The sequence below is a fragment of the Pseudomonas sp. 01L34 genome (assembly GCF_056400265.1).
Genome location: NZ_JBFTSX010000002.1, coordinates 601457 through 622194 on the forward strand (window position 1 = coordinate 601457; position 20738 = coordinate 622194).

19 protein-coding genes and 1 pseudogene are annotated in these 20738 nt (G+C 58.3%); 7 read left to right on the forward strand and 13 right to left on the reverse strand.

All coding sequences use genetic code 11. The annotated features are described in order from the left end of the window. Positions 1 to 396: 396 nt before the first annotated feature. Positions 397 to 576, forward strand: a pseudogene (locus tag AC1DQM_RS07300) (integrase arm-type DNA-binding domain-containing protein); the annotation flags it as partial. A gap of 174 nt (positions 577 to 750) precedes the next feature. Here the strand turns inward: AC1DQM_RS07300 and AC1DQM_RS07305 are convergent. The 4 genes from AC1DQM_RS07305 to AC1DQM_RS07320 all read right to left on the reverse strand — a co-directional run bounded on the left by AC1DQM_RS07305 (position 751) and on the right by AC1DQM_RS07320 (position 4347). Beyond that, positions 751 to 1134: a VOC family protein gene (locus AC1DQM_RS07305; protein ID WP_477745918.1), complete on the reverse strand. Its 384-nt coding sequence runs from the start codon at positions 1132 to 1134 to the stop codon at positions 751 to 753. A 93-nt stretch (positions 1135 to 1227) separates the two neighbouring features. Then, positions 1228 to 2346, reverse strand: a complete 1119-nt coding sequence (locus AC1DQM_RS07310) for an S-(hydroxymethyl)glutathione dehydrogenase/class III alcohol dehydrogenase (RefSeq protein WP_477745919.1) — start codon at positions 2344 to 2346, stop codon at positions 1228 to 1230. A gap of 132 nt (positions 2347 to 2478) precedes the next feature. After that, positions 2479 to 3447, reverse strand: a complete 969-nt coding sequence (locus AC1DQM_RS07315) for an ABC transporter substrate-binding protein (protein ID WP_477745920.1) — start codon at positions 3445 to 3447, stop codon at positions 2479 to 2481. 87 nt (positions 3448 to 3534) lie between these two features. Next, positions 3535 to 4347, reverse strand: a complete 813-nt coding sequence (locus AC1DQM_RS07320) for a phytanoyl-CoA dioxygenase family protein (protein WP_477745921.1) — start codon at positions 4345 to 4347, stop codon at positions 3535 to 3537. Between the two features lie 109 nt (positions 4348 to 4456). Here AC1DQM_RS07320 and AC1DQM_RS07325 point away from each other — a divergent pair, with 109 nt between their 5' ends. Next, positions 4457 to 5371: a LysR family transcriptional regulator gene (locus tag AC1DQM_RS07325; protein WP_477745922.1), complete on the forward strand. Its 915-nt coding sequence runs from the start codon at positions 4457 to 4459 to the stop codon at positions 5369 to 5371. 41 nt (positions 5372 to 5412) lie between these two features. Here the strand turns inward: AC1DQM_RS07325 and AC1DQM_RS07330 are convergent, their stop codons facing one another. From AC1DQM_RS07330 to AC1DQM_RS07350, 5 genes are all read right to left on the reverse strand, one after another. Next, positions 5413 to 6060: an amino acid ABC transporter permease gene (locus AC1DQM_RS07330; RefSeq protein ID WP_477745923.1), complete on the reverse strand. Its 648-nt coding sequence runs from the start codon at positions 6058 to 6060 to the stop codon at positions 5413 to 5415. Position 6061: 1 nt separating this feature from the next. Beyond that, positions 6062 to 6742, reverse strand: a complete 681-nt coding sequence (locus AC1DQM_RS07335; RefSeq protein WP_477745924.1) for an amino acid ABC transporter permease — start codon at positions 6740 to 6742, stop codon at positions 6062 to 6064. Between the two features lie 3 nt (positions 6743 to 6745). Continuing rightward, positions 6746 to 7522 (reverse strand): amino acid ABC transporter ATP-binding protein, encoded by a 777-nt coding sequence (locus AC1DQM_RS07340; protein WP_477745925.1) that lies wholly within the window; start codon positions 7520 to 7522, stop codon positions 6746 to 6748. Between the two features lie 48 nt (positions 7523 to 7570). Then, positions 7571 to 8536 (reverse strand): ABC transporter substrate-binding protein, encoded by a 966-nt coding sequence (locus AC1DQM_RS07345; RefSeq protein ID WP_477745926.1) that lies wholly within the window; start codon positions 8534 to 8536, stop codon positions 7571 to 7573. A gap of 88 nt (positions 8537 to 8624) precedes the next feature. Beyond that, positions 8625 to 10058 carry an amino acid permease gene (locus tag AC1DQM_RS07350; RefSeq protein ID WP_477745927.1) on the reverse strand — a complete coding sequence of 478 codons (1434 nt, stop codon included), beginning with the start codon at positions 10056 to 10058 and terminating at the stop codon, positions 8625 to 8627. Positions 10059 to 10406: 348 nt separating this feature from the next. Here AC1DQM_RS07350 and AC1DQM_RS07355 point away from each other — a divergent pair, with 348 nt between their 5' ends. The 3 genes from AC1DQM_RS07355 to AC1DQM_RS07365 are packed head-to-tail and all read left to right on the forward strand — an operon-like array spanning position 10407 to position 13453. After that, positions 10407 to 11825, forward strand: coding sequence for an aminotransferase-like domain-containing protein (locus AC1DQM_RS07355; protein ID WP_477745928.1), 1419 nt, complete (start codon positions 10407 to 10409; stop codon positions 11823 to 11825). A gap of 4 nt (positions 11826 to 11829) precedes the next feature. Then, positions 11830 to 13074 carry an NAD(P)/FAD-dependent oxidoreductase gene (locus AC1DQM_RS07360; RefSeq protein ID WP_477745929.1) on the forward strand — a complete coding sequence of 415 codons (1245 nt, stop codon included), beginning with the start codon at positions 11830 to 11832 and terminating at the stop codon, positions 13072 to 13074. Between the two features lie 28 nt (positions 13075 to 13102). Continuing rightward, positions 13103 to 13453: a RidA family protein gene (locus AC1DQM_RS07365; RefSeq protein ID WP_477745930.1), complete on the forward strand. Its 351-nt coding sequence runs from the start codon at positions 13103 to 13105 to the stop codon at positions 13451 to 13453. A 238-nt stretch (positions 13454 to 13691) separates the two neighbouring features. Here AC1DQM_RS07365 and AC1DQM_RS07370 read toward each other — a convergent pair whose 3' ends face one another. Beyond that, positions 13692 to 15209 carry a nucleobase:cation symporter-2 family protein gene (locus tag AC1DQM_RS07370; RefSeq protein WP_477745931.1) on the reverse strand — a complete coding sequence of 506 codons (1518 nt, stop codon included), beginning with the start codon at positions 15207 to 15209 and terminating at the stop codon, positions 13692 to 13694. Between the two features lie 254 nt (positions 15210 to 15463). Here AC1DQM_RS07370 and AC1DQM_RS07375 point away from each other — a divergent pair, with 254 nt between their 5' ends. Together AC1DQM_RS07375 and AC1DQM_RS07380 are read left to right on the forward strand one after the other, a co-directional pair. After that, positions 15464 to 15745, forward strand: a complete 282-nt coding sequence (locus tag AC1DQM_RS07375; RefSeq protein WP_477744452.1) for a BrnT family toxin — start codon at positions 15464 to 15466, stop codon at positions 15743 to 15745. Positions 15746 to 15748: 3 nt separating this feature from the next. Then, entirely contained in the window at positions 15749 to 16093 is a 345-nt protein-coding gene (locus AC1DQM_RS07380; protein ID WP_018928112.1) for a BrnA antitoxin family protein, read from the forward strand. Positions 16094 to 16160: 67 nt separating this feature from the next. Here AC1DQM_RS07380 and AC1DQM_RS07385 read toward each other — a convergent pair whose 3' ends face one another. The 3 genes from AC1DQM_RS07385 to AC1DQM_RS07395 all read right to left on the reverse strand — a co-directional run bounded on the left by AC1DQM_RS07385 (position 16161) and on the right by AC1DQM_RS07395 (position 20578). Then, complete coding sequence (locus AC1DQM_RS07385) at positions 16161 to 17000, reverse strand: arylamine N-acetyltransferase family protein (protein ID WP_457326959.1); 840 nt, start codon at positions 16998 to 17000, stop codon at positions 16161 to 16163. A 113-nt stretch (positions 17001 to 17113) separates the two neighbouring features. Then, complete coding sequence (gene xth / locus AC1DQM_RS07390) at positions 17114 to 17908, reverse strand: exodeoxyribonuclease III (RefSeq protein WP_477744429.1); 795 nt, start codon at positions 17906 to 17908, stop codon at positions 17114 to 17116. 84 nt (positions 17909 to 17992) lie between these two features. After that, positions 17993 to 20578: a bifunctional diguanylate cyclase/phosphodiesterase gene (locus tag AC1DQM_RS07395; protein ID WP_477745932.1), complete on the reverse strand. Its 2586-nt coding sequence runs from the start codon at positions 20576 to 20578 to the stop codon at positions 17993 to 17995. Positions 20579 to 20738: the final 160 nt, after the last annotated feature.

Genomic DNA, 20738 nt, shown 5'->3' on the forward strand with positions numbered 1-20738 from the left:
CGGCCACAAGCAGTCAGCCGTTTCACAGCGCTGCATTCTCCTCAGTGAAATAGGCCCAACGTTAGATTATTAATTTTCTACTGTTGCCGCTGCCCCGCTCATGAGGTACTGAAAGAACTCGCATAAAATACTGGCTTGATTAGGATAATCGTAGGGATAGAGACTTTAGAAATCAGCATAAATTTATTGTAAAACAGGTACTTAAATTTTCATTCGAGTCCAGGTCGTGCCAGACAAGGTTTCAGAGAAAGCTTCGAAATTCTCTGAAACCCCGAAAAACCCGCCTTCCGGCGGGTTTTTTCATTTTGGTGTTCCGTTGAATTCCGATGAGTCCCAACCGTTTTAAGAGTGGAGTTTGGGATAAAGGTTAGTTCGATTAAAGGGAGCCCCCCCCTTATGTCGCGCACCACTGCTTCACTCTCCGATTCCGCTTGTCGTTCAGCCAAGCCCGCAGACCGCGCCTACAAGCTTTCCGATGGCGACAGCCTTTACCTTCCAGTCCAACTCAATGGCCGAAACGGCTGGCGTCTTAGATACGTCAAACCTGATGGCCGGTCGTATCGACGTAGTTTCGGCTTACACAGAATTTAGTTGCGTTGCATCGACCGGCTGAACCCACAGTCAATAACAGTCATTCAAACGCCACGGTTCAACGGGGCGCGTTCAAGCCACCCGTTGTAATCTCTCGTTTGCCTAACCTAGCGGGTTGGGATGAATGACGAGGCATCTAATGATGCCTCGTCATGAAGCTTAGGCTGGCTTGAAGCAATACGCGGCCAGCTTGTTACCATCGAGGTCCCTTGCGTAAGCCGCATAGGCGTCTGGAGCCCAGCTGCGTGGTCCAGGTTGTCCTTCACAAGTGCCGCCGTTGGCCAGCGCGGTTTCATGGAAAGCCTGAACAGCAGCCCGACTAGGAGCCTCGAAGCTGACGGTTACGCCGTTGCCGACGGTGGCAGGCGCACCGTTGGCAGGTTTCAGTACGAAGAACGAAGGAGCGCTCTCACCCCAAATCGAGCCATTGTCGTCCAGATCGGCGATGCGTTTTTGGCCCAGTGTACCCAGGACGTTGTCATAGAAGCTGCGCGCTTTTTGCAGGTTGTTAGTACCGACGGTCACATGAGTGAAAATGGTCATCTTGGTGCTCTCTTTGGTAGAAATGCGGTGGGTTGATATTGCAGTTTTCCCCAGGTGAGGCTCGCCCTGGCGGCCTTCGTCAAACCTGATGAGTTAGCGCTCAAAATGGACGACGGTGCGGATGCTTTCACCTTTATGCATTAGGTCGAAGGCTTTGTTGATGTCCTCCAACCCCATGGTGTGGGTGATGAACATATCCAGCGGTATTTCACCTTTTTGCGCGCTCTCGACATAGCTGGGCAGTTCGCTACGTCCTTTCACACCACCAAATGCCGAGCCACGCCAGACGCGCCCGGTCACCAGCTGAAAAGGACGAGTACTGATTTCCTGACCGGCTCCTGCGACGCCAATAATTACCGACTCGCCCCACCCCTTGTGACAGCACTCCAGGGCCGCGCGCATGAGATTGACGTTGCCAATGCATTCGAAGGAGTAATCCACACCACCCTCCGTCAGCTCGACTATCACGTCCTGGATCGGCTGGTTGTAATCCTTCGGGTTGATGAAGTCGGTGGCACCCAATTGCCTGGCGATCTCGAACTTGGCCGGGTTGATATCGATCGCGATAATTCGGCCGGCCTTGGCGATGGTGGCGCCGATGATGGCTGCCAGGCCGATGCCGCCAAGACCGAAGATGGCCACGCTGGCGCCCTCTTCCACCTTGGCCGTGTTGAGCACTGCGCCAATTCCGGTCGTCACACCGCAACCGAGCAAGCAGACCTTCTCTAGCGGAGCCTCCCCCGGGACTCTGGCCAGGGAAATTTCCGGCAGCACCGTGTACTCGGAGAACGTCGAGGTACCCATGTAGTGGAAGATGGGTTGGCCTTTATATGAAAAGCGGCTGGTGCCATCGGGCATCAGGCCCTTGCCTTGAGTCGCGCGAATTTTCTGGCAGAGGTTAGTCTTGCCGGACTTGCAAAATTTGCACTCGCCACATTCCGGGGTGTACAGCGGGATCACATGATCGCCCACCGCCACTGAGCTAACGCCCTCGCCGACCGCCTCGACGATGCCGCCGCCTTCGTGACCAAGGATCACCGGAAAGAGGCCTTCAGGATCAGCGCCAGAAAGGGTAAATGCATCGGTATGACAGACGCCGGTGGCAATGATGCGCACTAATACTTCCCCGGCCTGCGGCGGTGCCACGTCGACTTCGACGATTTGCAGGGGTTGATTGGCGGCGAAGGCTACAGCGGCTCGTGATTTGATCATTGTCTTTTTCCTGGGTGCCAAGAAGCACTTCGCTACGGGGCAAAGAAACAACATGAGTGGGGTTGGCCGTTAGAGATCACGCAAGGTGATACAACGTCGGCCAGGGAAAGGGCATCCCTGCCCTATGACGAGCTAGAGCGTCGCGTCGATTTTTTTCGCAGCCGCTTCACTGACCCAGGTGTGCCAGATTTCCGGGTGTTCCTTGAAGAAAATCTTGGCCAGCTTGGGAGAATCAATGTGCTCCTTGGTCATCCGGGCCAAGTTCTGGTTTAACAGGTCGATCGGCAGATTTACCTTCTCCAGCACGCTAACCAGTTCTGGCGCTTGCTCATGGAAAACGCTGGAGAGCCCCACTTTGATGCTGATTTTTTTGTCGACACCCGGCTTCTCTTCCAGCTTGACCAGATCGACCTGCCCCATCAACGGCGTCGGTGACCAGTAGTAGAACAGAATCGGCTCGCCACGCTTGTAGCTCGACAGGACGGCGGCATCCAGGGCCGGGCCGGTCCCTGGGCGGAAGTTGGTGTAGCTTGCTTCGAGGCCGTAACTTTTAAGCATTTCGCTGTTTTCCAGCTCGCAGGTCCAGCCGGCCGGGCAGTTGTAAAAACGGCCCTTGCTCGGCTCTTCCTGATCCTTGAAAAGTCCGGCGTATTGGGTCAAATCGGCGATTGCTTTCAAGCTGGGTGCCTTGGGCTTGAGGTTGCGTTTAGCATCGCCCTCGACCACATAACGCGGCACATACCAGCCTTCGGTTGCGCCAATGATTGGCGCGCCCACACCGACGACCTTCCCGCTGTCCGCAGCCTTGTTCCAGACTTCACTTCGACCGACCCACTCTTCAGCCAGCACTTGAATGTCGTTGCTCCCCAACGCGCTCTCCATGGTGATGGAGTTACCCGGCAACGTATCGATAGCACAGCCGTAGCCGTCCTTGAGCAGAACCTGCAACACGTCGGTGAGCAACATGCCGCTTTCCCAATTGAGCCCGGCGAACTTCACCGGTTTACCCGACTCGCACCAACTGGCGGCCTGGCTCGTTGCACTACCGGCCAACAGGCCGAGGGAAATCAGTGTGGCTGTAAGGGTTTTTTTGATTTTCACAATCGCACGCTCCAACACAGTGAACAGGGTTATGGCAGTGCAAGCATTCGCCACGTCAGTGGCGAACAATTGTCATCAACGTGGAACTCAAGCTCCTTGATGTATCGTCGGGAACCAATCTTCGCGCAGTCTCTGACCGGTCTGCATCGCATGCCCTGGATACGGTGGAGAGGTCCGTCCTGGACGCTCGAAGTAACGGATGTCGTCGCCGAGCCAGCGAAGCGACAACACGCGTCGACGCTGTGCCGATGCGTTGCCTCTGGCGCCATGCACCGTCCGGAAATCGAACAGCACCGCATCGCCAGGTTGCATCTCCCACTCAAGGACTTGCATGCCCTCTTCCGAATCCGGATCGGGAGCGTCGCGATACCCGTCAGCGTCTCTGTAAAAATCGCTTTGATCGGCCCAGTGGACGGGTTTTATCCCTTTCTCCCAGCGATGTGAGCCGGCAAGAAGCCGCAACGTCGACTCGCGTACCGGGTCCACGGGTATCCAGAAACTGACGTTCTGGTTGCCTTCGACAAAGTAGTAGGGAATGTCTTGATGCCACGGTGTGGCTTTCTGCGCACCCGGTTCCTTGACCAGCACATGGTCATGGAAGAACTGCGCAGAACGCGAACGCATGACAGCCGCAGCGACGGAGGCCGCTGGTGACTGCTCCACCATTGCGCGAAACTCTGGAATCCGCTGCCAGTTGCAATAGTCATCGAAAAAGCCGCCCGGCTTGTCATCCTTCTCGACGTATCGGCTGGCGTAAACGCCCGGCTCGGCCAGGTTGCGCTCAATACCGGCGGCAATGGTCTCGATCCAGTCACTGAAGATGCCGCGCAGGCAAACCGCCCCATCGCGCTGAAAGGCCTCGATGTCTTTTTCATTAATGGTGTATGAACTGCGTGTCATGACCTGAAACTCCCTCAAGCAAGAAATAAAGGTGGGCGCAGGACAAATATTTCATGACACTCAACGAAGATAAAATAATATGTATTGATTTATCACCAAAGAAAATCTTATGAATTTCAGCCTGCGACAACTCCGTTACGCACTCGCTGCGGCCAAACACAGCAACCTCACGCTGGCGGCCGAGGAGCTGCACGTTTCCCAACCCTCGATCTCCACGGCCATTACCGAGTTGGAACAGCTTTTCGGCCAGCCACTCTTTGTTCGCCAACGCGGGCTCGGCGTGTCCCTGACGCCGTTTGGCCGCACGGTGATGGCTCAGGCGAAACGGGTCTTGGCCGAAGCTCGGACCTTTTCGGATATCGGGACTGACAGCAGCGACTTTTCCGGGGAACTGGTACTGGGTTGCTACGAGGACCTGGCGCCTTATTGCCTGCCGCAGATCCTGAGACGCCTCCAACAGGACCATCCTCAGGTCACCGTCGATATGCGTGAAGGAGGGTTCGAATACCTAGGCAAGCGCCTCGCCGAAGGCGCCCTTGAGTTGGCACTGACGTACGACCTTGGATTGCCGGCAAACATGGAATGCATCGAGCTGCGCCAGCTCACGGCCCATGCCCTGTTGGCGGCTGATCACCCGTTGGCAAACGAGACCCATGTCAGTCTGCAAGCACTCAGCGAATGCAATCTGGTGGTGACTGACCAAATCCACAGCTGGCAGCACGTGCTGGACCTGTTCAACTTCTATGGGCTCTCGCCCGACAGCGTCCAGCGCACACACAGCTTCGAGTTTCAGCGCAGCCTGGTTGCCAATGGATTCGGCGTGGCGCTGACCTACACCAGACCCTTTGGCGATCATAGCTACGATGGTCAGCCGCTGGTCTGTCGCCCCATACGTGAAGAACTGCCCGCGCAACGCATCGTATTGGCTTATGACCAGCGCTACCCGTTAACGCCACCTGCCGAGGCGTTCAAAAAGCAAGCCGTGACCTGGTTCAAGGAACGGCTGCCGTTTGCCTCAAATTGAATAGTGCACAGGGCCCATCCCCAACCGGACGAGCCATTGGTTCAATGCCTCGTCTTGCGCTCCAGTAAACGCACACCGAGTGACAGCGGGTAACACAGTGCGAAGTAAATGGCACCTACGAGGATGTAGATTTCCAGCGGCATGAAATACACGCTACTTAAATCCTGAGCCCGCAGCATCAGATCCGGTGCCGCAATCAGCGAGGCCACCGAGGTGTCTTTCAACAGCGAGATCGCCACGTTGCCGATTGGCGCCAGCACGATGCGAATGGCCTGGGGCAACACGACCCAGCGCAACACCTTGAGATGAGGCATGCCAATCGCCTTCGCCGCTTCCACCTGCCCCTTGGGCACCGCCTCCAAGCCCGAGCGATAAATCTCCGACAGGTAGGCGGCCGCATTCAGCCCCAAGCCGATCATCGCTGCTTGAAACGAGCTGAACTGAACGCCGACTTCAGTCAGGCTGAAGTAGACAATGAACAGTTGCACCAAGGCCGGCGTACCGCGAAACACTTCGATGTAGATCAGCGCTGCACGGCGCAATGGCCGGTTACTTGAGAGCCTCGCCAACGCCACCAGCAAACCGACGACCAGACCGATGATCAGTGCGCCAAATGCCAACCGGAGCGTCGCCCAGGCCGCAGTCAGCAATTCGACATGGGTTGCTTCCCACAACTCGCCATAGCCCATATCAATGCTCCTTCACGACTTTGAGCCGCCGTTCTGTGCGCGCCGCCCAGTGGGACAGCACCAGGCTCAAGACCAGGTAGATGATCGCCAACAGGAAGTAGATGAGGTTAGTCTGGTAGGTTTCGCTGACCAGCATCCGCGCCTTGAACGTCAGCTCCGGCACCGCCGCTGCCGAGGCAAGGGAGGTGTCCTTGAGCAGGCCGATGGCGAAGTTGGCCATCCCCGGAATCGCCACCTTGAACGCCTGGGGCAGCACAATAATGCGCATCGCCAACGACCGTGTCATACCGATGGAAAACGCTGCCTCGCTTTGCCCCCGATCAATGGTGCGGATGCTCGAACGGAATACTTCCGACAGGATCGCCGCACCGTTCAGGCCAAAACCGATGATCGCCGCACCGATCGCCGGCAGCGTGATACCGATGTAGGTCAGCCCGAAGTACAGGATGAACAACTGGGTCAGGATCGGTATGTTGCGAAACACCTCCAGATACACACTGGCAATCAGGCTCAGCACCCGGCTGCGCGAAAGCCGCATCAACGCCAGGCAAAACCCCAGCAGTGTCGCCACCACAAACGCGGCGGCAGTGAGGCCGACTGTCGTCAGTGCACCGATGCCCAACACGTTCAAAAAGTACGGCAGCATCTCGATGGCTTTGTGCAGAGCAGTGGAATCGAACATCGATCAGTGCTCCTGAACGGCGCGGATGAACGAGCGGGTGCGTTCGATCTGGCTCTCGCGAAAGATCTGCCGGGGCGGGCCTTGCTCGACAATGTTGCCGTCGGCCATGAAGATCACCTGATCGGAGACGCTTTCGGCGAAATGCATTTCGTGGGTCACGATAATCATCGTCATGCCCTCTTCCGCCAGCTTGCGCATGACCGTCAGCACTTCGCCCACCAGTTCCGGGTCCAGCGCCGAAGTGGCCTCGTCGAACAGCATCAACTTGGGTTGCATCGCCAATGCTCGGGCGATGGCGATGCGTTGTTGTTGCCCACCTGAGAGCTGTTCCGGGTACACGTCACGCTTGGCGAACATGCCCACTTTGTTCAGCAGATCCTCGGCCAGTTCCACCGCTTCCACGCGACTGCGTTGTTGCACCTTGAGCGGGCCGAGGATGATGTTGTCCAGCACCGAGAGGTGCGGGAACAGGTTGAAGCGCTGGAACACCATGCCGATCTCGGTGCGCATCCGCGCCAGCTCCTTGTCGCTCATGGGCACTTTGCGGGTGCCCACCAGCCGCTGGCCGATCAGTTCGTTATCGATGTAAATGTCACCTTTGGTCGGCTCTTCCAGGTAATTGACGCAGCGCAGCAGAGTGGTCTTGCCCGAGCCGCTGGGGCCGATAAGCGAGATTTTCTGACCCTGCTGCACATTGAGGTCAATGCCTTTGAGCACGTCCAGGCTACCGAAGGACTTGTAGAGCCCCTCGATCCGCACCAGTGGAGTTGATTCAGCCATGAGCAATGTCCGTAAGTGGATGACGCAAACTGTGATCGCGACGTCGACTCAGGCGAAGGCCTGACTGAAATCTCGCGGTGGGTGCTCGAACGGCCCGATGAGGTTGCCCTTCTCGTCGCGGTCCACACCGATGCGCGGATCTTTGGCGGGAGGCACGAGGTAGTCGGGGTTCTTGATGCCGTACTTGGCGAGAATCGGTTTGATCTGATCGGTGCTTTTGAGCCACCGCAGGCCCTGGTTTATGCCATCGAACAAATCCTGATTCTGCGGATGAACACCCCAGATCGCCTCGAACTTGGCGGTAAGGCTGGGGAATTTCTCATCGTAGGACATGGGGATCTGTTTGAGCTTGAGGCTCGGGTCCTGAAGGATCATGTAGTCGATGGTCGGGGCATCCAACACGGCAAAATCCAGTCGCCCGGCGCGCACGTCTCGTAAACAGGAGTCGGTGTTGTCGTAGAGCTTGACCTCCTTCACGCCTTCGATTTTCTTCATGTCCGGGATTGTGAAATAGCCCGTAATGGCGCCGATGGTACGGCCCTTCACGTCGCTCACGGTGATGGAGGTTTCGAATGGCTCATTGTCGCGCATGATCACGTAGGCGCCGGTGTAGAACACAGGGTCGGTCAATAGCAAGATCTTCGAGCGCATCGGGTTCCAGGCGAAGTTGCCACCGAACCAGTCAGCCCGTCCCGACCTCACCGCTTCAACCACCGCCGGGAAGCCCATGGTCAGTACATCGAGCTTGAGTTCGAGGCGATCGGCAATGATTTTCAGCAATTCCAGATCGGTGCCGACCGGGACGCCTTCGCGTAGCGCGCCCAAGGGCATGTCGCCCAAGCACGCGGCGGTCAGGTAGCCAGGGCGCACGGTCTTGATCGGTTGCCCGGCAGCGAATGACATCGGTATCGGGCCTACGACGCTACTCAACAGCGCTGCCAGTGAACCGTAACCGGTGGCTTTGAGCAGCCCGCGCCGGGAGAAACCTTGGGTGTCGAATTTGAAGTCGGACATAGATCACCTATCGGGCAAATTATAGTTTTGGACCGTTTCAAGCCAAACAACTCAACCGCGCCATCCGTGGCTCTATTCCCCCTAAGTTTCACAACCGCGTCGACAACCCCGTCAGCAGGTCGATGGCATTGACGTGTGGCTTGCCAGCTGACTGCCGACGACGCTTGAGCAGCAGGTAAGCCGCAGAAACCGCGCCCAGACTCACAAGGCTGGCAAGGAACTGCGTACGTAGGGACTCCTGAAAGGCCATGGCGACCAAAACACCCGCAATCACTGCCACCACAGCATAGGACAGCCACGGAAACAGCCACATTTTGAGGGTCAGTCGCGCTGGCGCCGTGGCTTCCACCTGACGACGCACCTGGATCTGCGCCAGCGCCACCGCGAGGTACACAAACAGCATCACCGCCCCCGACGCGTTGACCAGAAACAAGAACACGCCTTCAGGAGAAATAATCGCCGCCATGATGGCGATGTAGCCGATCACACTACTCAGCAGCACCGCTGCCCGTGGGACTTTGCGCCCGGTTAAGGTCGACAGCTTGGCGGGGGCATCACCGCGCTGGCTGAGGCCGAACAGAATCCGCGACGACACGTACAAACCGGAGTTCAGCGCCGAGAGCACGGCCACCAACACCACCGCTTGCATGATCATTGCCGCACCGGGAATGTGCAGGACCTCCAGCGCCGCCACGAACGGCGAGTGCCCGGCGACGATCTGGCCCCACGGCACCACGCAGACAATCAGGAAAATCGAACCGACATAAAAGGTGATGACACGGAAGATCACCGAACGGGTCATGTTCGCCACGTTCTTCGACGGATCGTCGGATTCCGCGGCGGCGATGGTCGCAATCTCGGCACCGCCCACGGCGAAGATCACCGTCGGCACACCCGCCAGAATCGCGCCTACCCCGTAAGGCATGAAGCCGCGATCATTCACCAGATTACCCAACAGGTCGCTGGTGCTCGGCGCAAAACCGAACAGATAGGCTCCGACCACGAAAATGAAGACGATGATCGCGAACACCTTCAATGAAGCGAACCAATACTCGAATTCACCATAGGACTTCACGGACAGGCAGTTGATGGCAGTCATGATTGCCAACAGGCTCAGACCGATCATCCACGCCGGCAACGGTATCCATTGCTGAAGTATGTTGGCGCCAACCACGGCTTCCACCGCCACCACGATCACCCAAAAGTACCAGTACAACCAGCCACTGGTGAACCCGACCCAATTACCCAGGCCGATTCGGGCGTACTCGGTAAAGGAGCCGACGCCAGGCAAGGCCACGGCCATTTCGCCTAGCATGCGCATGACCAGCATCACCACGATGCCGGCAGCGAGATAACTCAGGAACGCTGCCGGGCCAATCGCCTGAATCGTTGCACTACTGCCGACAAACAGGCCTGCGCCGATGATCCCGCCGAGCGAAATCATTGTGATATGGCGTTGGCGCAGGGCCCCGCTGAGGCGTTGTTGGCCTGGTTTTGTATCGGTTGGGTGGGCGTTGCTCATTGGATGACCTCCGCTTTATTGGGTGGGGTCGATCGACCGGATAATTTCATCGAACACTTTGCGCGAGGGGGACAACACACCGGATACTCTGTACCTCCCGTTGGCAGGCTGAACAGTCGTTGGTGCTGGGGCGCCGAGGAAAAACTCGGCTGAAACGTTTCGATAGTCATGTGCGTACCCATTGGGCTGAGCATGGCAGCCATTTTCTTATTGTGTTGCATGACAAGCATTACAACTTACACACTAATCACGGATTTTTAGCTTGTCAATGGGCTTTGTATCGGATAAAAAGCAATACAAATTTGCTTATTGTCTTGCTACAGGCATGACAAGCAGGGATAAAGCACCATGAGTCAATTCGAACAACTGCTGGACGAGCTCAAAACCAGCGCCGCTTTGCAGCGCGACAAGGCCGAAACCCTTTATGCCCAACTGGCCGATTCACTGGCTGAGGCGATCGGTAACGGCAAGCTCAAACCCGGCGAGCGTCTGCCGCCTCATCGCGAGTTCGCCAGCGCGCTGGGGGTTAACATCACCACGGTGACCAAAGCCATGGCCGTGCTGCAGCAAAAAGGATTGGTCGAAAGCCGTCCGGGGCGTGGCACGCAAGTCGCTCAGCCACGGCATCCGGCGGCGCAGTTTCAGTCAGCGCCGAGCAACGACCCGGGTACCGTCGACCTGAGCGTCAACCGTCCGGCCACCGATGGCTTCAATCGGGTGCTGGCGCAGTTATTGCCGCGTCTTTCCAGCGACCCGCGCTTTGGTGACATGAAGGACTATCACCCGTCCGAAGGCCCGCTTTGGGCCCGTGAAGCCGCCGCGCAGTGGTTGCGCTACACCGGCGTCGAGGCCCAAGCCTCGCAGATGCTGATCGTCGAAGGTGCCCAGCATGGCATCGCCAGTACCTTGCGCAGCCTGACCAACAGCGGCGATACCGTGCTGGCCGACAGCCTGACCTATCAAGGCATCAATGCCTTGTGCCGCTCGCTGGGTCTGATCCTGATCGGCGTCGATGCCGACGCACGCGGCATGTCGCCCGAAGCGTTGCGCCTGGCTTGTGCCGAACATCAACCACGGCTGCTGTTTCTGGTGCCGTCGATCCATAACCCCACCGCCATTACCCTGGACGCCGAGCGCCGCGAAGAACTGGCCGCGGTGATCCGGGAAACCAACCTGCTGGTCATTGAAGACGACGTTTATCGGCCGCTACTGGATCAATCGCCGCCGGCCTTCGCGTCCCTGATGCCGGAACGGACGATTTATATTTCAGCCCTGTCCAAATGCATCGCGCCGGGGTTGCGCATGGGTTTTGTCATGGCCCCTCAACCGCTGGTGCAAGACATCGCTGCCATGCAGCGCATCGACTGCTGGAGCACTTCACCGCTAACGGCGCTGATCGCAACCCGGTTGATCGAGGACGGTCATGCCGACCAACTTGTCTCGGAACAACGCGAAGAACTGCGCATCCGCCAGTCGCTGCTCGCCACTCACCTTGAAGGTCTGGAATTCCAGCACAGCGCCACCGGCACCCACGCTTGGCTGATCCTGCCGGAACCCTGGACCGGCTCGCGTTTCGCCCGGCTGTGCCAGGACCGCGGCGTGGTGCTGCTCGCCGGAGGCGCCTTCACCTTGCGTCCGGAGCTCTCACCGCAAGCAGTGCGAATCAATATCTCGGCAGCCCTGTCACGGGAGCAGCTGATCAAAGCCTTGGGGGTTATCAGCCAACTGGCACGCCAGGGTCATCTCTATATGCACAACCGGATCTGAGGACATGACACAGCCAGTTCATTGCGAAATTGCCGTTATCGGCGCAGGTGTTGTCGGGGTGGCGACCGCACTCTGGCTACGCCGCCAGGGTTACCAGGTGTTGTTGCTCGAGCGCGACGCGATTGCCAGCGGTGCGTCCTACGGCAATGCCGGTACGCTGGCACCTTACGGCGTGATGCCGATTGCCCAGCCATCGTTGTTGAAAGCGATTCCATCGTTGCTGTTTTCGCAGGAGTCGCCCTTCGTCATCAACTGGGCGCGCCTGCCCCGGCTGATGCCGTGGCTGTTGCGATTTCTCAATGAATGTCGCGCTTCACGCTGTGAAGCCAACACCCTGGCCCTGACCAAAATACTCCAGCACACCTACAGCGGTTATGCGCCGTTGCTCACCGACTGCCCGCAGGCTGATCAGCATTTGCGTCACAACGGTTGCCTCTATGCCTACGGCACAGAGCAAGGTTTCGCCGGTGCGCAAGCGGCCATCGAGTTGCGCCGATCCCTGGGCATCGCGCAACAGGTATTGAGCTCGGCCGAAGTGGATCAACTGGAGCCAGCCCTCGCGGGCAAATCGGTGGCGGGCATTCTGTTTCCCGAGTCGTCCCACATGGATGACCCGCGAGCCTTCATTGAAGCGCTGGCCGCGCCGTTGATTGCCGAAGGCGCATTGCATCAGGCAACGATCACCGGTGTGCAACGCCAGGCCGATGGCCTACACCTGCGCAGCGCCGAAGGTCAGACCTACCGCGCCGACAGGGTTGTGCTGTGCGGTGGCGCCTGGTCTGCGGGGCTGGCACGCCAGGTCGGGGATCACATCCCGCTGGATACCGAGCGCGGTTATCACATCGAATTCGACTTGCAAGACACCTTACTCAACCGCCCCTGCTGCCCGGTGGAAAGCGCGTTTTACATGACGCCCATGGCCGGACGCCTGAGGGTGGCGGGCACGGTGGAACTCGGTTCAATCGACGACCCAGCCAATCCCAAGCGCTTCGATTATCTGGAGCGTCACGTGCGCTGCGTCATGGGCCTGACCCAACCGGTCGCGCGCAAATGGCTCGGCTTCCGCCCTTCCTTGCCCGACTCGTTGCCGGTCATTGGCCCGTCGCCGAACGAACCGCGATTGATCTACGCCTTCGGCCATCAGCACTTGGGCCTGACCCTTGCCGGCGCAACCGGCCAGTTGGTCGCCGACTGTGTCGCTGGCAAGGCGCCCCGGTGGCTGGATAGTTTTTCAGTGCAACGCTTCTGAGCGGCGCCTTTCCACAGGAGAGCAGTTGATGCAAACAATCGAACGCAAACATACTAACAAACGCATGAGCCAGATCGTCATCCACAACAACACCGTGTACCTGGCCGGACAAGTGGGCGATCCCCGGCACAACATTGCCGATCAGACCCGCGATGCTCTGGCGCGGGTGGATGCCTTGCTTGAGGAAGCCGGCTCCTCCAGGACTCTACTGCTGCAAACAACCATCTGGCTTGCCGACATGGCAGACTTTGAGGCGATGAACGCCGTATGGGATGCTTGGATACCAGTGGATCATGCTCCGGCCCGTGCTTGTGGCGAGGCGAAACTCGCTGATCCGAAGTTGTTGGTTGAGGTGATTGTCTGCGCGGCGCGGGGGTGAGTTTTTACGGCTTTCTTATACGCTAAAATACGGGCTTGATTAGGATGATCGTAGGGATATAAATTTTAAAAAATCAGCATAATTTCATTGCAAAACAGATGCTTATTGTTCTATTCGAGTCTAGGTCGTGCGCCATACAGCAAAATCGAAAAGCCCCTGAATCGAAAGGTTCAGGGGCTTTTTTGTGCATGCCATAAAGTCAAAAGATCGCAGACCGCAATCTTTTGACTATCTATCTTTAGACATGCTCACTGCTTTTCACATGCACCGCTCGCAAATCGGCGTGCCCATGGTCCATCTCCACCACCGGAATCTCATTCCCGTCGCAGTCGCGCAGTTTACCTTCGCTGAAGTAGTCCCCTTCCCGCAGCGCCGCCAGGTCTTGATAACGCAGGACTCGTTCAGTACCGGCGGCAAATACCGATTGCTGGTCCGAGTTGCCGGCCGTGAGGTGGTTGAAGGTCAGGTTCAGCACGATGGCCATGATCGCCGAGGAGCTGATGCCCGAGTGGAAGATCGTCGAGAACCAGCTGGGAAAGTGGTCGTAGAAGTTCGGGGCGGCGATAGGGATCATGCCGAAACCGATGGAAGTGGCGACGATGATCAGGTTGACGTTGTTGCGGTAGTCGACCTTGGACAGCGTCCGAATGCCGCTGGCGGCGACGGTACCGAACAACACGATGCCGGCGCCGCCGAGCACCGAGGTCGGCACGGCGGCAATGACCCGGCCCATGAACGGCAGCAATCCGAGCACCACCAGAAACACACCACCCGTGGCCACCACGAAGCGGCTCTTGATCCCGGTGACCGCCACCAGCCCGACGTTCTGGGCGAAGGCGCTTTGAGTGAAGGAGCCGAAGATTGGCGCGATCATGCTCGACAGCATGTCTGCACGCAAACCGTTGCCCAGGCGTTTTGAGTCGACCTTGGTGCCGATGATTTCACCGACGGCGAGGATATCGGCCGAGGTTTCCACCAGGGTCACCATGATCACGATGCACATCGACAGGATCGCGGCGAAGTGGAAGGTCGGCATGCCGAAATGGAACGGCGCCGGAAAGCCGAACATCGGCCCTTGGGTAACGGACGAGAAATCCGCCATGCCGAGGAACACAGCGATGACCGTGCCGATGACCATCGCCAGGAGGATCGACAAACGGGAAATGGTCGCGCTGCCGATCTTGCTCAATAGCAACACCAGCACCAGCGTCATCGCCGCCAGACCGATGTTCGCCATGCTGCCGAAATCCGGCGCATGGCTATTACCACCCATGGCCCAGCGCGCGGCCACCGGCATCAGCGTCAAGCCGATAGTGGTGATCACAATGCCCGTCACCAGCGGTGGAAAGAACTTGGTAATCCTTGAGAACACCGGCGTGATCAGCAAACCGATCAACGACGCGGCAATCACCGCCCCGAGAATCGACTGAAAGCCACCCTCCCCGCCACTGCTGACTATCGCGACCATGGTCGCAACGCCGGAGAACGACACGCCCTGCACCAGCGGCAACTGACAACCGAAAAACGGCAAACCCAGGGTTTGCAGCAATGTCGCCAGCCCCCCTGCAAACAATGAAGCAGCAATCAACAAACCGATGTCTGCCGGCGAGAGCCCGGCCGCCTGGCCGATGATCAAAGGCACCGCGACGATACCGCCGTACATGGTCAGAACGTGTTGCAGGCCATAAGCCATATTCGCGCCGATCCCAAGGTTTTCGTCCTCGGGCCGTTGGTGTGAAACATGGGGCGTTTTCATGGTTGGGGGGGTCCCTGGTTTTTGTTATGCGCACACTGTATTCAATACTCAGGACAACTGTCTATAGAGTTGTATACAACTGCCCAGTCAGATTATGGACACTTGTCCACGCCACCCTTTGGCCATAGCGCCTCCAACCCCAAACGTCTTGAAATACATCCCTGCGCCCCTATCCCTCCTCACCGCTAATCTTTTGCTTTCCAAGCGACCGCCGGCACGGACGCCTCCTCGCTTATACATATAAAGTATGCATAATAAAGTCATTCGAGATTCAGTATCACAGGGCAAAGAACGCGGCCAACAAACTAAAACATCAAGGCATCAGCCTCGCAGAGACAGAACCGGTGTTTTATGACGAACGAGCCCTGACTTTTCAGGACAACCATCATGATGAGCAGCGGTGGATCATCATGGGGCTGGATGCCAAAGGTCGCTTGCTGGTCGTTGCGTACACCTGGCGCGACCCGAATTTCGTGCGAATCATTTCCGCACGCATCGCCACCAAAGGCGAGCGTCGCCACTATTTGGAGGCTTGAACGATGAAAGACGAATACGACTTCAGCAACGCCAAGCGTGGAGCAATTGCCACAAGCAAAGGCAAGACCCGAATCACCATCATGCTCGACGATGTCGTCATAGAGGCTGCACGCGCTCTGGCAGAAAACGAGGGGTATGGCTACCAGACAGTGATCAACAATACTTTGCGCCAGGTGTTGCTCAGCGATAAAGGTAAAGCGGCGAAGCCCGATGAGAACGCCGCAGGTACAAACGTCGGGCATTTCAAAAAAGGCATAACCGCCTCGGAGCTGAAAAGCCTGGAGAAAAAATTGTCAGAGGCCCTCAGCGAAATCCATCACGTGATGGAGCTAGAAGTTCGTTCCTAGACACAAACCGCTTGAGTCGGCCAAATAAAAAAGGGCGGATTGATCAGATCCGCCCTTCGCGTGGTGCTCAGTTTGCCTGCGGCACCGGCTCGATCAACCGCTCCAGCACCGGCTCCAACGCCTCCTTCGCTGGCACCCGAATGTCGAACTCACGTTCCAGCAACCCGATCAACTCATCCACATCCGTCACCTGCCGCCGCTCGCTCTCACTGCCCAAGCGGTGAATGGCAAAACTGCCATTGTTCAGCGTGCGTCGCCATCCCTCCCCCGTCCGCGCCACCATCAATTGTTTGACGAAGGGCGATTCAGGATGAGCCGAGACGTACCAGTTACCGAGGGTGTAATCGATGTCTTCCTGACGTTGCAGATCGAAGATGTACATCGCCCGCCATTCACCGCCGACGTTGGCACGCAGGGTGTAACCGTCTGCATGCTGTTCGATGCGATAGGGTTCGTGGGGAGTGAGCTGTTCGTCCTCGGTGTCGAGGATCAGCGGTGCGGTGGGCACCATGCCGCCGAAGCCGACGTCGGTGATGTAGCGCACGCCGTCAAGGATCACCAGGCTCAAGCGGTGAGTGCGTGCGGTCCATGCGCCTTCGGGCTGGTTCATGACCACGCGACCGGTGATGCCGCGCGCCTCGAAACCCAGCGTCTGCAGCAAGGCCAGGAACAGGTTGTTGAGTTCGTAGCAGTAACCGCCACGGCCGTCGTGCAGGACTTTCTGCTCGATGGACGGCAGGTCGATGAGTACCGGTTGCCCTAACAGCGTGGTGAGGTTTTCGAACGGAAAAGCACCGGTGTGGCGCAACTGCAATTGACGCAGGGTTTCCAGGGTCGGCGCCGGGGGCGCGTCGAAACCCAGGCGTTGCAGGTACAGCGCAAGATTTGTCAGTCGTGGTTCGCTCATCGCTCAATCCTTATGCATGGAGCCCGCGGATCGCTCCGCCGATGGCCGCCATGTATAAGGGAAAAAGTGCTCGGGCCGATAATTGATTTCGCCAATCGCCGCTCACGCCAAAACTATCGCCGTTTGCGTGAACCCAATCGAATCCACGTCGGCGCGTGATCGCTGGCATGAGACTCGTTGCGAACCCAGGCGTCGACGCCGGCCTCTCGCAGATAAGGACTCGCTGCCTGATTGAGCAGCAGATGATCGATGCGCAGTCCCGAGTTTTTCTGCCAGTGCTGCCGGAAGTAGTCCCAGAAGGTGTAGATCCGCTCCTCTGGATACAGATGGCGCAGGGAATCAGTCCAGCCCTGATCCAGCAGACGCTGATAACACGCACGACTCTCGGGTTGCAGCAGCGCGTCCTTGAGCCAGGAGCGTGGGTTGTAGATGTCCATATCGGTGGGCACCACGTTGTAGTCGCCGGCCAGCACCACCGGATGGTCGCTGCCTTGCAGGTCCTTGGCGTACGAGATCAGCCGCTCGAACCACGCCAGTTTGTAATCGAACTTCGGCCCCGGCTGCGGATTGCCGTTGGGCAAGTACAGACACCCCACCAGAACCCCGTGCACGGCCGCTTCGATGTAGCGGCTATGGGTGTCACTGTCATCGCCCGGCAGACCACGCCGACGCTCCAGCGGTTGCGCATCGCGCGCCAGAATCGCCACCCCGTTCCACGCCGCCTGGCCCTGCCAGATAGCGCCATAACCGGCCGCCTCCAGCTCAGCGGCAGGGAATGCCCCGTCCACCGATTTGAGTTCCTGCAGGCAGGCGATGTCTGGCTGCTCCCGCGCCAGCCACGCCAGTAGATTGGGCAGGCGTGCACGCATGCCGTTGACGTTGAAGGTGGCGATTTTCAGGTTGTTCATGGTCCGACGCTCGCAACGGATGGGCGGTATCCCATTGTGACCGGGGGGCGCCACGGCAGTTGCCGTGGCGTACGTAACAGGCGACTAAAGGTGCGCGCCCTGCTGTGCAAAGTCTTCCTGCGAGACCTTGAGCAACGGCAGAAGTGCATACCTGTCCACCGGACGACTGAGGTAAAAACCCTGCACTTCATGACACTGATCCGAGATCAGGAAGTCCAGTTGCTCCAGCGTCTCGACACCTTCTGCAGTGACGGTCAGGCCCATCGCCTTGCCCAGGTTGATGATCGCCTGCACCACGGCGCGATCATTGCTGCCGCTGCTCATGGACGAAATAAAGCGTTTGTCGATCTTGATCCCGTCGAACGGGTACGTGCGCAAGTAACCCAGCGAGGAATAACCGGTGCCGAAGTCGTCCATGTTCAGGCGCACGCCCAACTCCTTGAGCGCATTCATGGTCGCCAAGGCGCCATCGACGTCGATGAGCATCACGTTTTCAGTGATCTCCAGCTCCAGCCGACTGGCGGGCAAGCGGGTCTGGATCAACGCTTCGCGCACGTCCTCGATCACATCGCTACGGGCGAATTGAACCGGTGACAGGTTGACCGACACCATCATCGCACCGGGCCAGGTCAGAGCGGTCTCGCACGCCTCGCGTAGCACCCAGCGGCCCAATGGCACGATCAGATCGGTTTGCTCGGCCAGCGGGATAAACGCGTCGGGACTCAACAAGCCTTGCACTGGATGCTGCCAGCGCAGCAGCGCTTCGACCGAGACGATGCGCTTGCCATCGACGTGATAACGCGGCTGGTAATGCATCACGAATTCGTTGTTCTTGATCGCCCGACGCAGGTCGGTTTCCAGTTGCCGGCGATGCTGGATCTGATCGTTCATGTGCGCGGCAAAATAGCACCAGGTCTTCTTGCCATCGGATTTGGCCTGATACAACGCGATATCGGCACAGCGAATCAGCTCCTGTGGAATATGCCCCTGGCGCCGACTCAAGGCGATACCGATGCTCGCGCCGATGTGCAGCGAGTGATGGTCGTAGTGAATCGGCTGATGCAGGCTGTCGAGCAAGCGCTCGCAAAACCGGTCGATTTCCGCGTGGCTGTCCATGCCATGGAGCACCAGCACGAACTCGTCGCCCCCCAGTCGGGCGACCAGATCAATTTCTCGTGTGCTCTCGCGCAAACGGGTGGCGACTTCCAGCAATACTGCATCGCCGGCCGGGTGGCCGAGGGAATCGTTGATCGGCTTGAAGTTATCCAGCTCGATCATCAACAACGTCAGCGCCGTCGACTGCTCTTTCAGTGCCAGCGCCTCATCGAGAAAACGCGCCAGTTTGTTGCGGTTCGGCAGGCCGGTCAGGGCGTCGTGCAACGACAGATGCTGGATCTGCGCATGGGCGGCGACTTCGTCGGTGATGTCGCTGGCCGTCCCGCGATAGCCCAGCACCGCGCTCTTGCGCTGAATCGGCCGTGCCGACACCCGACAGACCCGCTGTTGCCCCGATTGATCGCGGTAGGAACAGCGCAAATGGCTGACGGCTTGCTCTTCATCGAGTTTGTTCAGCCACAGTGACAACGACGTTGTATCGCAAAGGAGCAATTGCCCGATGTTCTGCCCCAGCCACTGCTGATCGGAGAACCCGGTGACGGTGCTGAAGCGCCCCGACAGATACGTGATGCAATGCTGGTCGTCGATTTCCCAGATCCAGTCGGACGCGGCCTCGGCCACCGCACGAAAACGCTCTTCACTGGCCTCCAGCGCCTGATTCGACAAATCGAGGCAGGTGTAACTGGCATCCACATGCCCCGACGTGCGCAGGACATAGCGAAAGAAATAAGCGGTCAACAACGCCAGAACCAGCAGCGCCCCGCCCAGTGGTGGCAACAGCGACCAGAGCAATTGATGACCCGGCCGCTGGAGCCGGGAGACCAGACTGTAACCGGTGCCAGCGAGGGCAATAGCGGGCTGACCGGGAGCGATGACGTTGTCGGGCGTCAGGCTCAAGTCGTGCAAACCGTAATCGACGCTCAAGGCGCTGAGCTTTTCAGGGTTCAGCTGGTCAACGTATATAAGCACCGAAGTGCTTTTGGGATCGACCGCCGGGCGTTCGTCATTGGGCACAATCGCGGCGGCCGACAGCAGCGCGGGTTTGCCCTCGAACAAGGTGTAGTGGCTGACGGGTTTGATGAGGTTCTCCTGACCCTGAACCTCGTCAATGAGCGTCGCCATCGAGGTCGACAGATAGGCCGCCGCCTCGTCCTGCACCTGAAGCCCACGCACCACGGCGTATTTTGTTCGCTGGGGATCGACCACGAAAACACCCTCGTAGTGGTCCATGGTGAACAGGGTCTTACCCAGGTTCTGCTCGACGTAGGCCCATTCCACATCGACCTCGCCGTTCAGGTGATCATAGGCCGACGTCCAGTTGGCATAACTGGCAATGTAGTTTTTCGTGGCGGTAATGCGGTTTTCCAGCGCGCGCTGGGTATAAAACGTGGTCTTGGCCAGGTCCTCGGCATCGAGCCGCCCGGCAATACTGAACAGGGCGATCAGCGCGATCAGCACCCCAACCACAAACAACAGACCGACCACCAACATCAGGTTGCGGGTAATCGGGGTATGGCGCGCAGGTGCAGCGGTGGTAACGGCAGACAAATCCATGCACTTGATCCTGTCAATCGATTGCTCGATCGGAATGAGACCGGTGGGCCGGTCGGTCAGGTGTGACAGCCAGGCTCTCTGCACTGACCATAGCAGGCATGCCCGATCATCGCTCCTGGACTGTAGCAGCTGCCGAAGGCTGCGTTCGGCTGCGGAGCAG

Bases quoted from the DNA above. Each gene is read 5' to 3' on its own strand.
- AC1DQM_RS07385 (WP_457326959.1), bottom strand. From the start codon at position 17,000: ATGAGCGAACCACGACTGACAAATCTTGCGCTGTACCTGCAACGCCTG.
- AC1DQM_RS07330 (WP_477745923.1), bottom strand. From the start codon at position 6,060: ATGGGCTATGGCGAGTTGTGGGAAGCAACCCATGTCGAATTGCTGACT.
- AC1DQM_RS07360 (WP_477745929.1), top strand. From the start codon at position 11,830: ATGACACAGCCAGTTCATTGCGAAATTGCCGTTATCGGCGCAGGTGTT.
- AC1DQM_RS07380 (WP_018928112.1), top strand. From the start codon at position 15,749: ATGAAAGACGAATACGACTTCAGCAACGCCAAGCGTGGAGCAATTGCC.
- xth (WP_477744429.1), bottom strand. From the start codon at position 17,908: ATGAACAACCTGAAAATCGCCACCTTCAACGTCAACGGCATGCGTGCA.
- AC1DQM_RS07345 (WP_477745926.1), bottom strand. From the start codon at position 8,536: ATGTCCGACTTCAAATTCGACACCCAAGGTTTCTCCCGGCGCGGGCTG.
- AC1DQM_RS07340 (WP_477745925.1), bottom strand. From the start codon at position 7,522: ATGGCTGAATCAACTCCACTGGTGCGGATCGAGGGGCTCTACAAGTCC.
- AC1DQM_RS07335 (WP_477745924.1), bottom strand. From the start codon at position 6,742: ATGTTCGATTCCACTGCTCTGCACAAAGCCATCGAGATGCTGCCGTAC.
- AC1DQM_RS07350 (WP_477745927.1), bottom strand. From the start codon at position 10,058: ATGAGCAACGCCCACCCAACCGATACAAAACCAGGCCAACAACGCCTC.
- AC1DQM_RS07370 (WP_477745931.1), bottom strand. From the start codon at position 15,209: ATGAAAACGCCCCATGTTTCACACCAACGGCCCGAGGACGAAAACCTT.
- AC1DQM_RS07365 (WP_477745930.1), top strand. From the start codon at position 13,103: ATGCAAACAATCGAACGCAAACATACTAACAAACGCATGAGCCAGATC.
- AC1DQM_RS07320 (WP_477745921.1), bottom strand. From the start codon at position 4,347: ATGACACGCAGTTCATACACCATTAATGAAAAAGACATCGAGGCCTTT.
- AC1DQM_RS07310 (WP_477745919.1), bottom strand. From the start codon at position 2,346: ATGATCAAATCACGAGCCGCTGTAGCCTTCGCCGCCAATCAACCCCTG.
- AC1DQM_RS07355 (WP_477745928.1), top strand. From the start codon at position 10,407: ATGAGTCAATTCGAACAACTGCTGGACGAGCTCAAAACCAGCGCCGCT.
- AC1DQM_RS07325 (WP_477745922.1), top strand. From the start codon at position 4,457: ATGAATTTCAGCCTGCGACAACTCCGTTACGCACTCGCTGCGGCCAAA.
- AC1DQM_RS07305 (WP_477745918.1), bottom strand. From the start codon at position 1,134: ATGACCATTTTCACTCATGTGACCGTCGGTACTAACAACCTGCAAAAA.
- AC1DQM_RS07395 (WP_477745932.1), bottom strand. From the start codon at position 20,578: ATGGATTTGTCTGCCGTTACCACCGCTGCACCTGCGCGCCATACCCCG.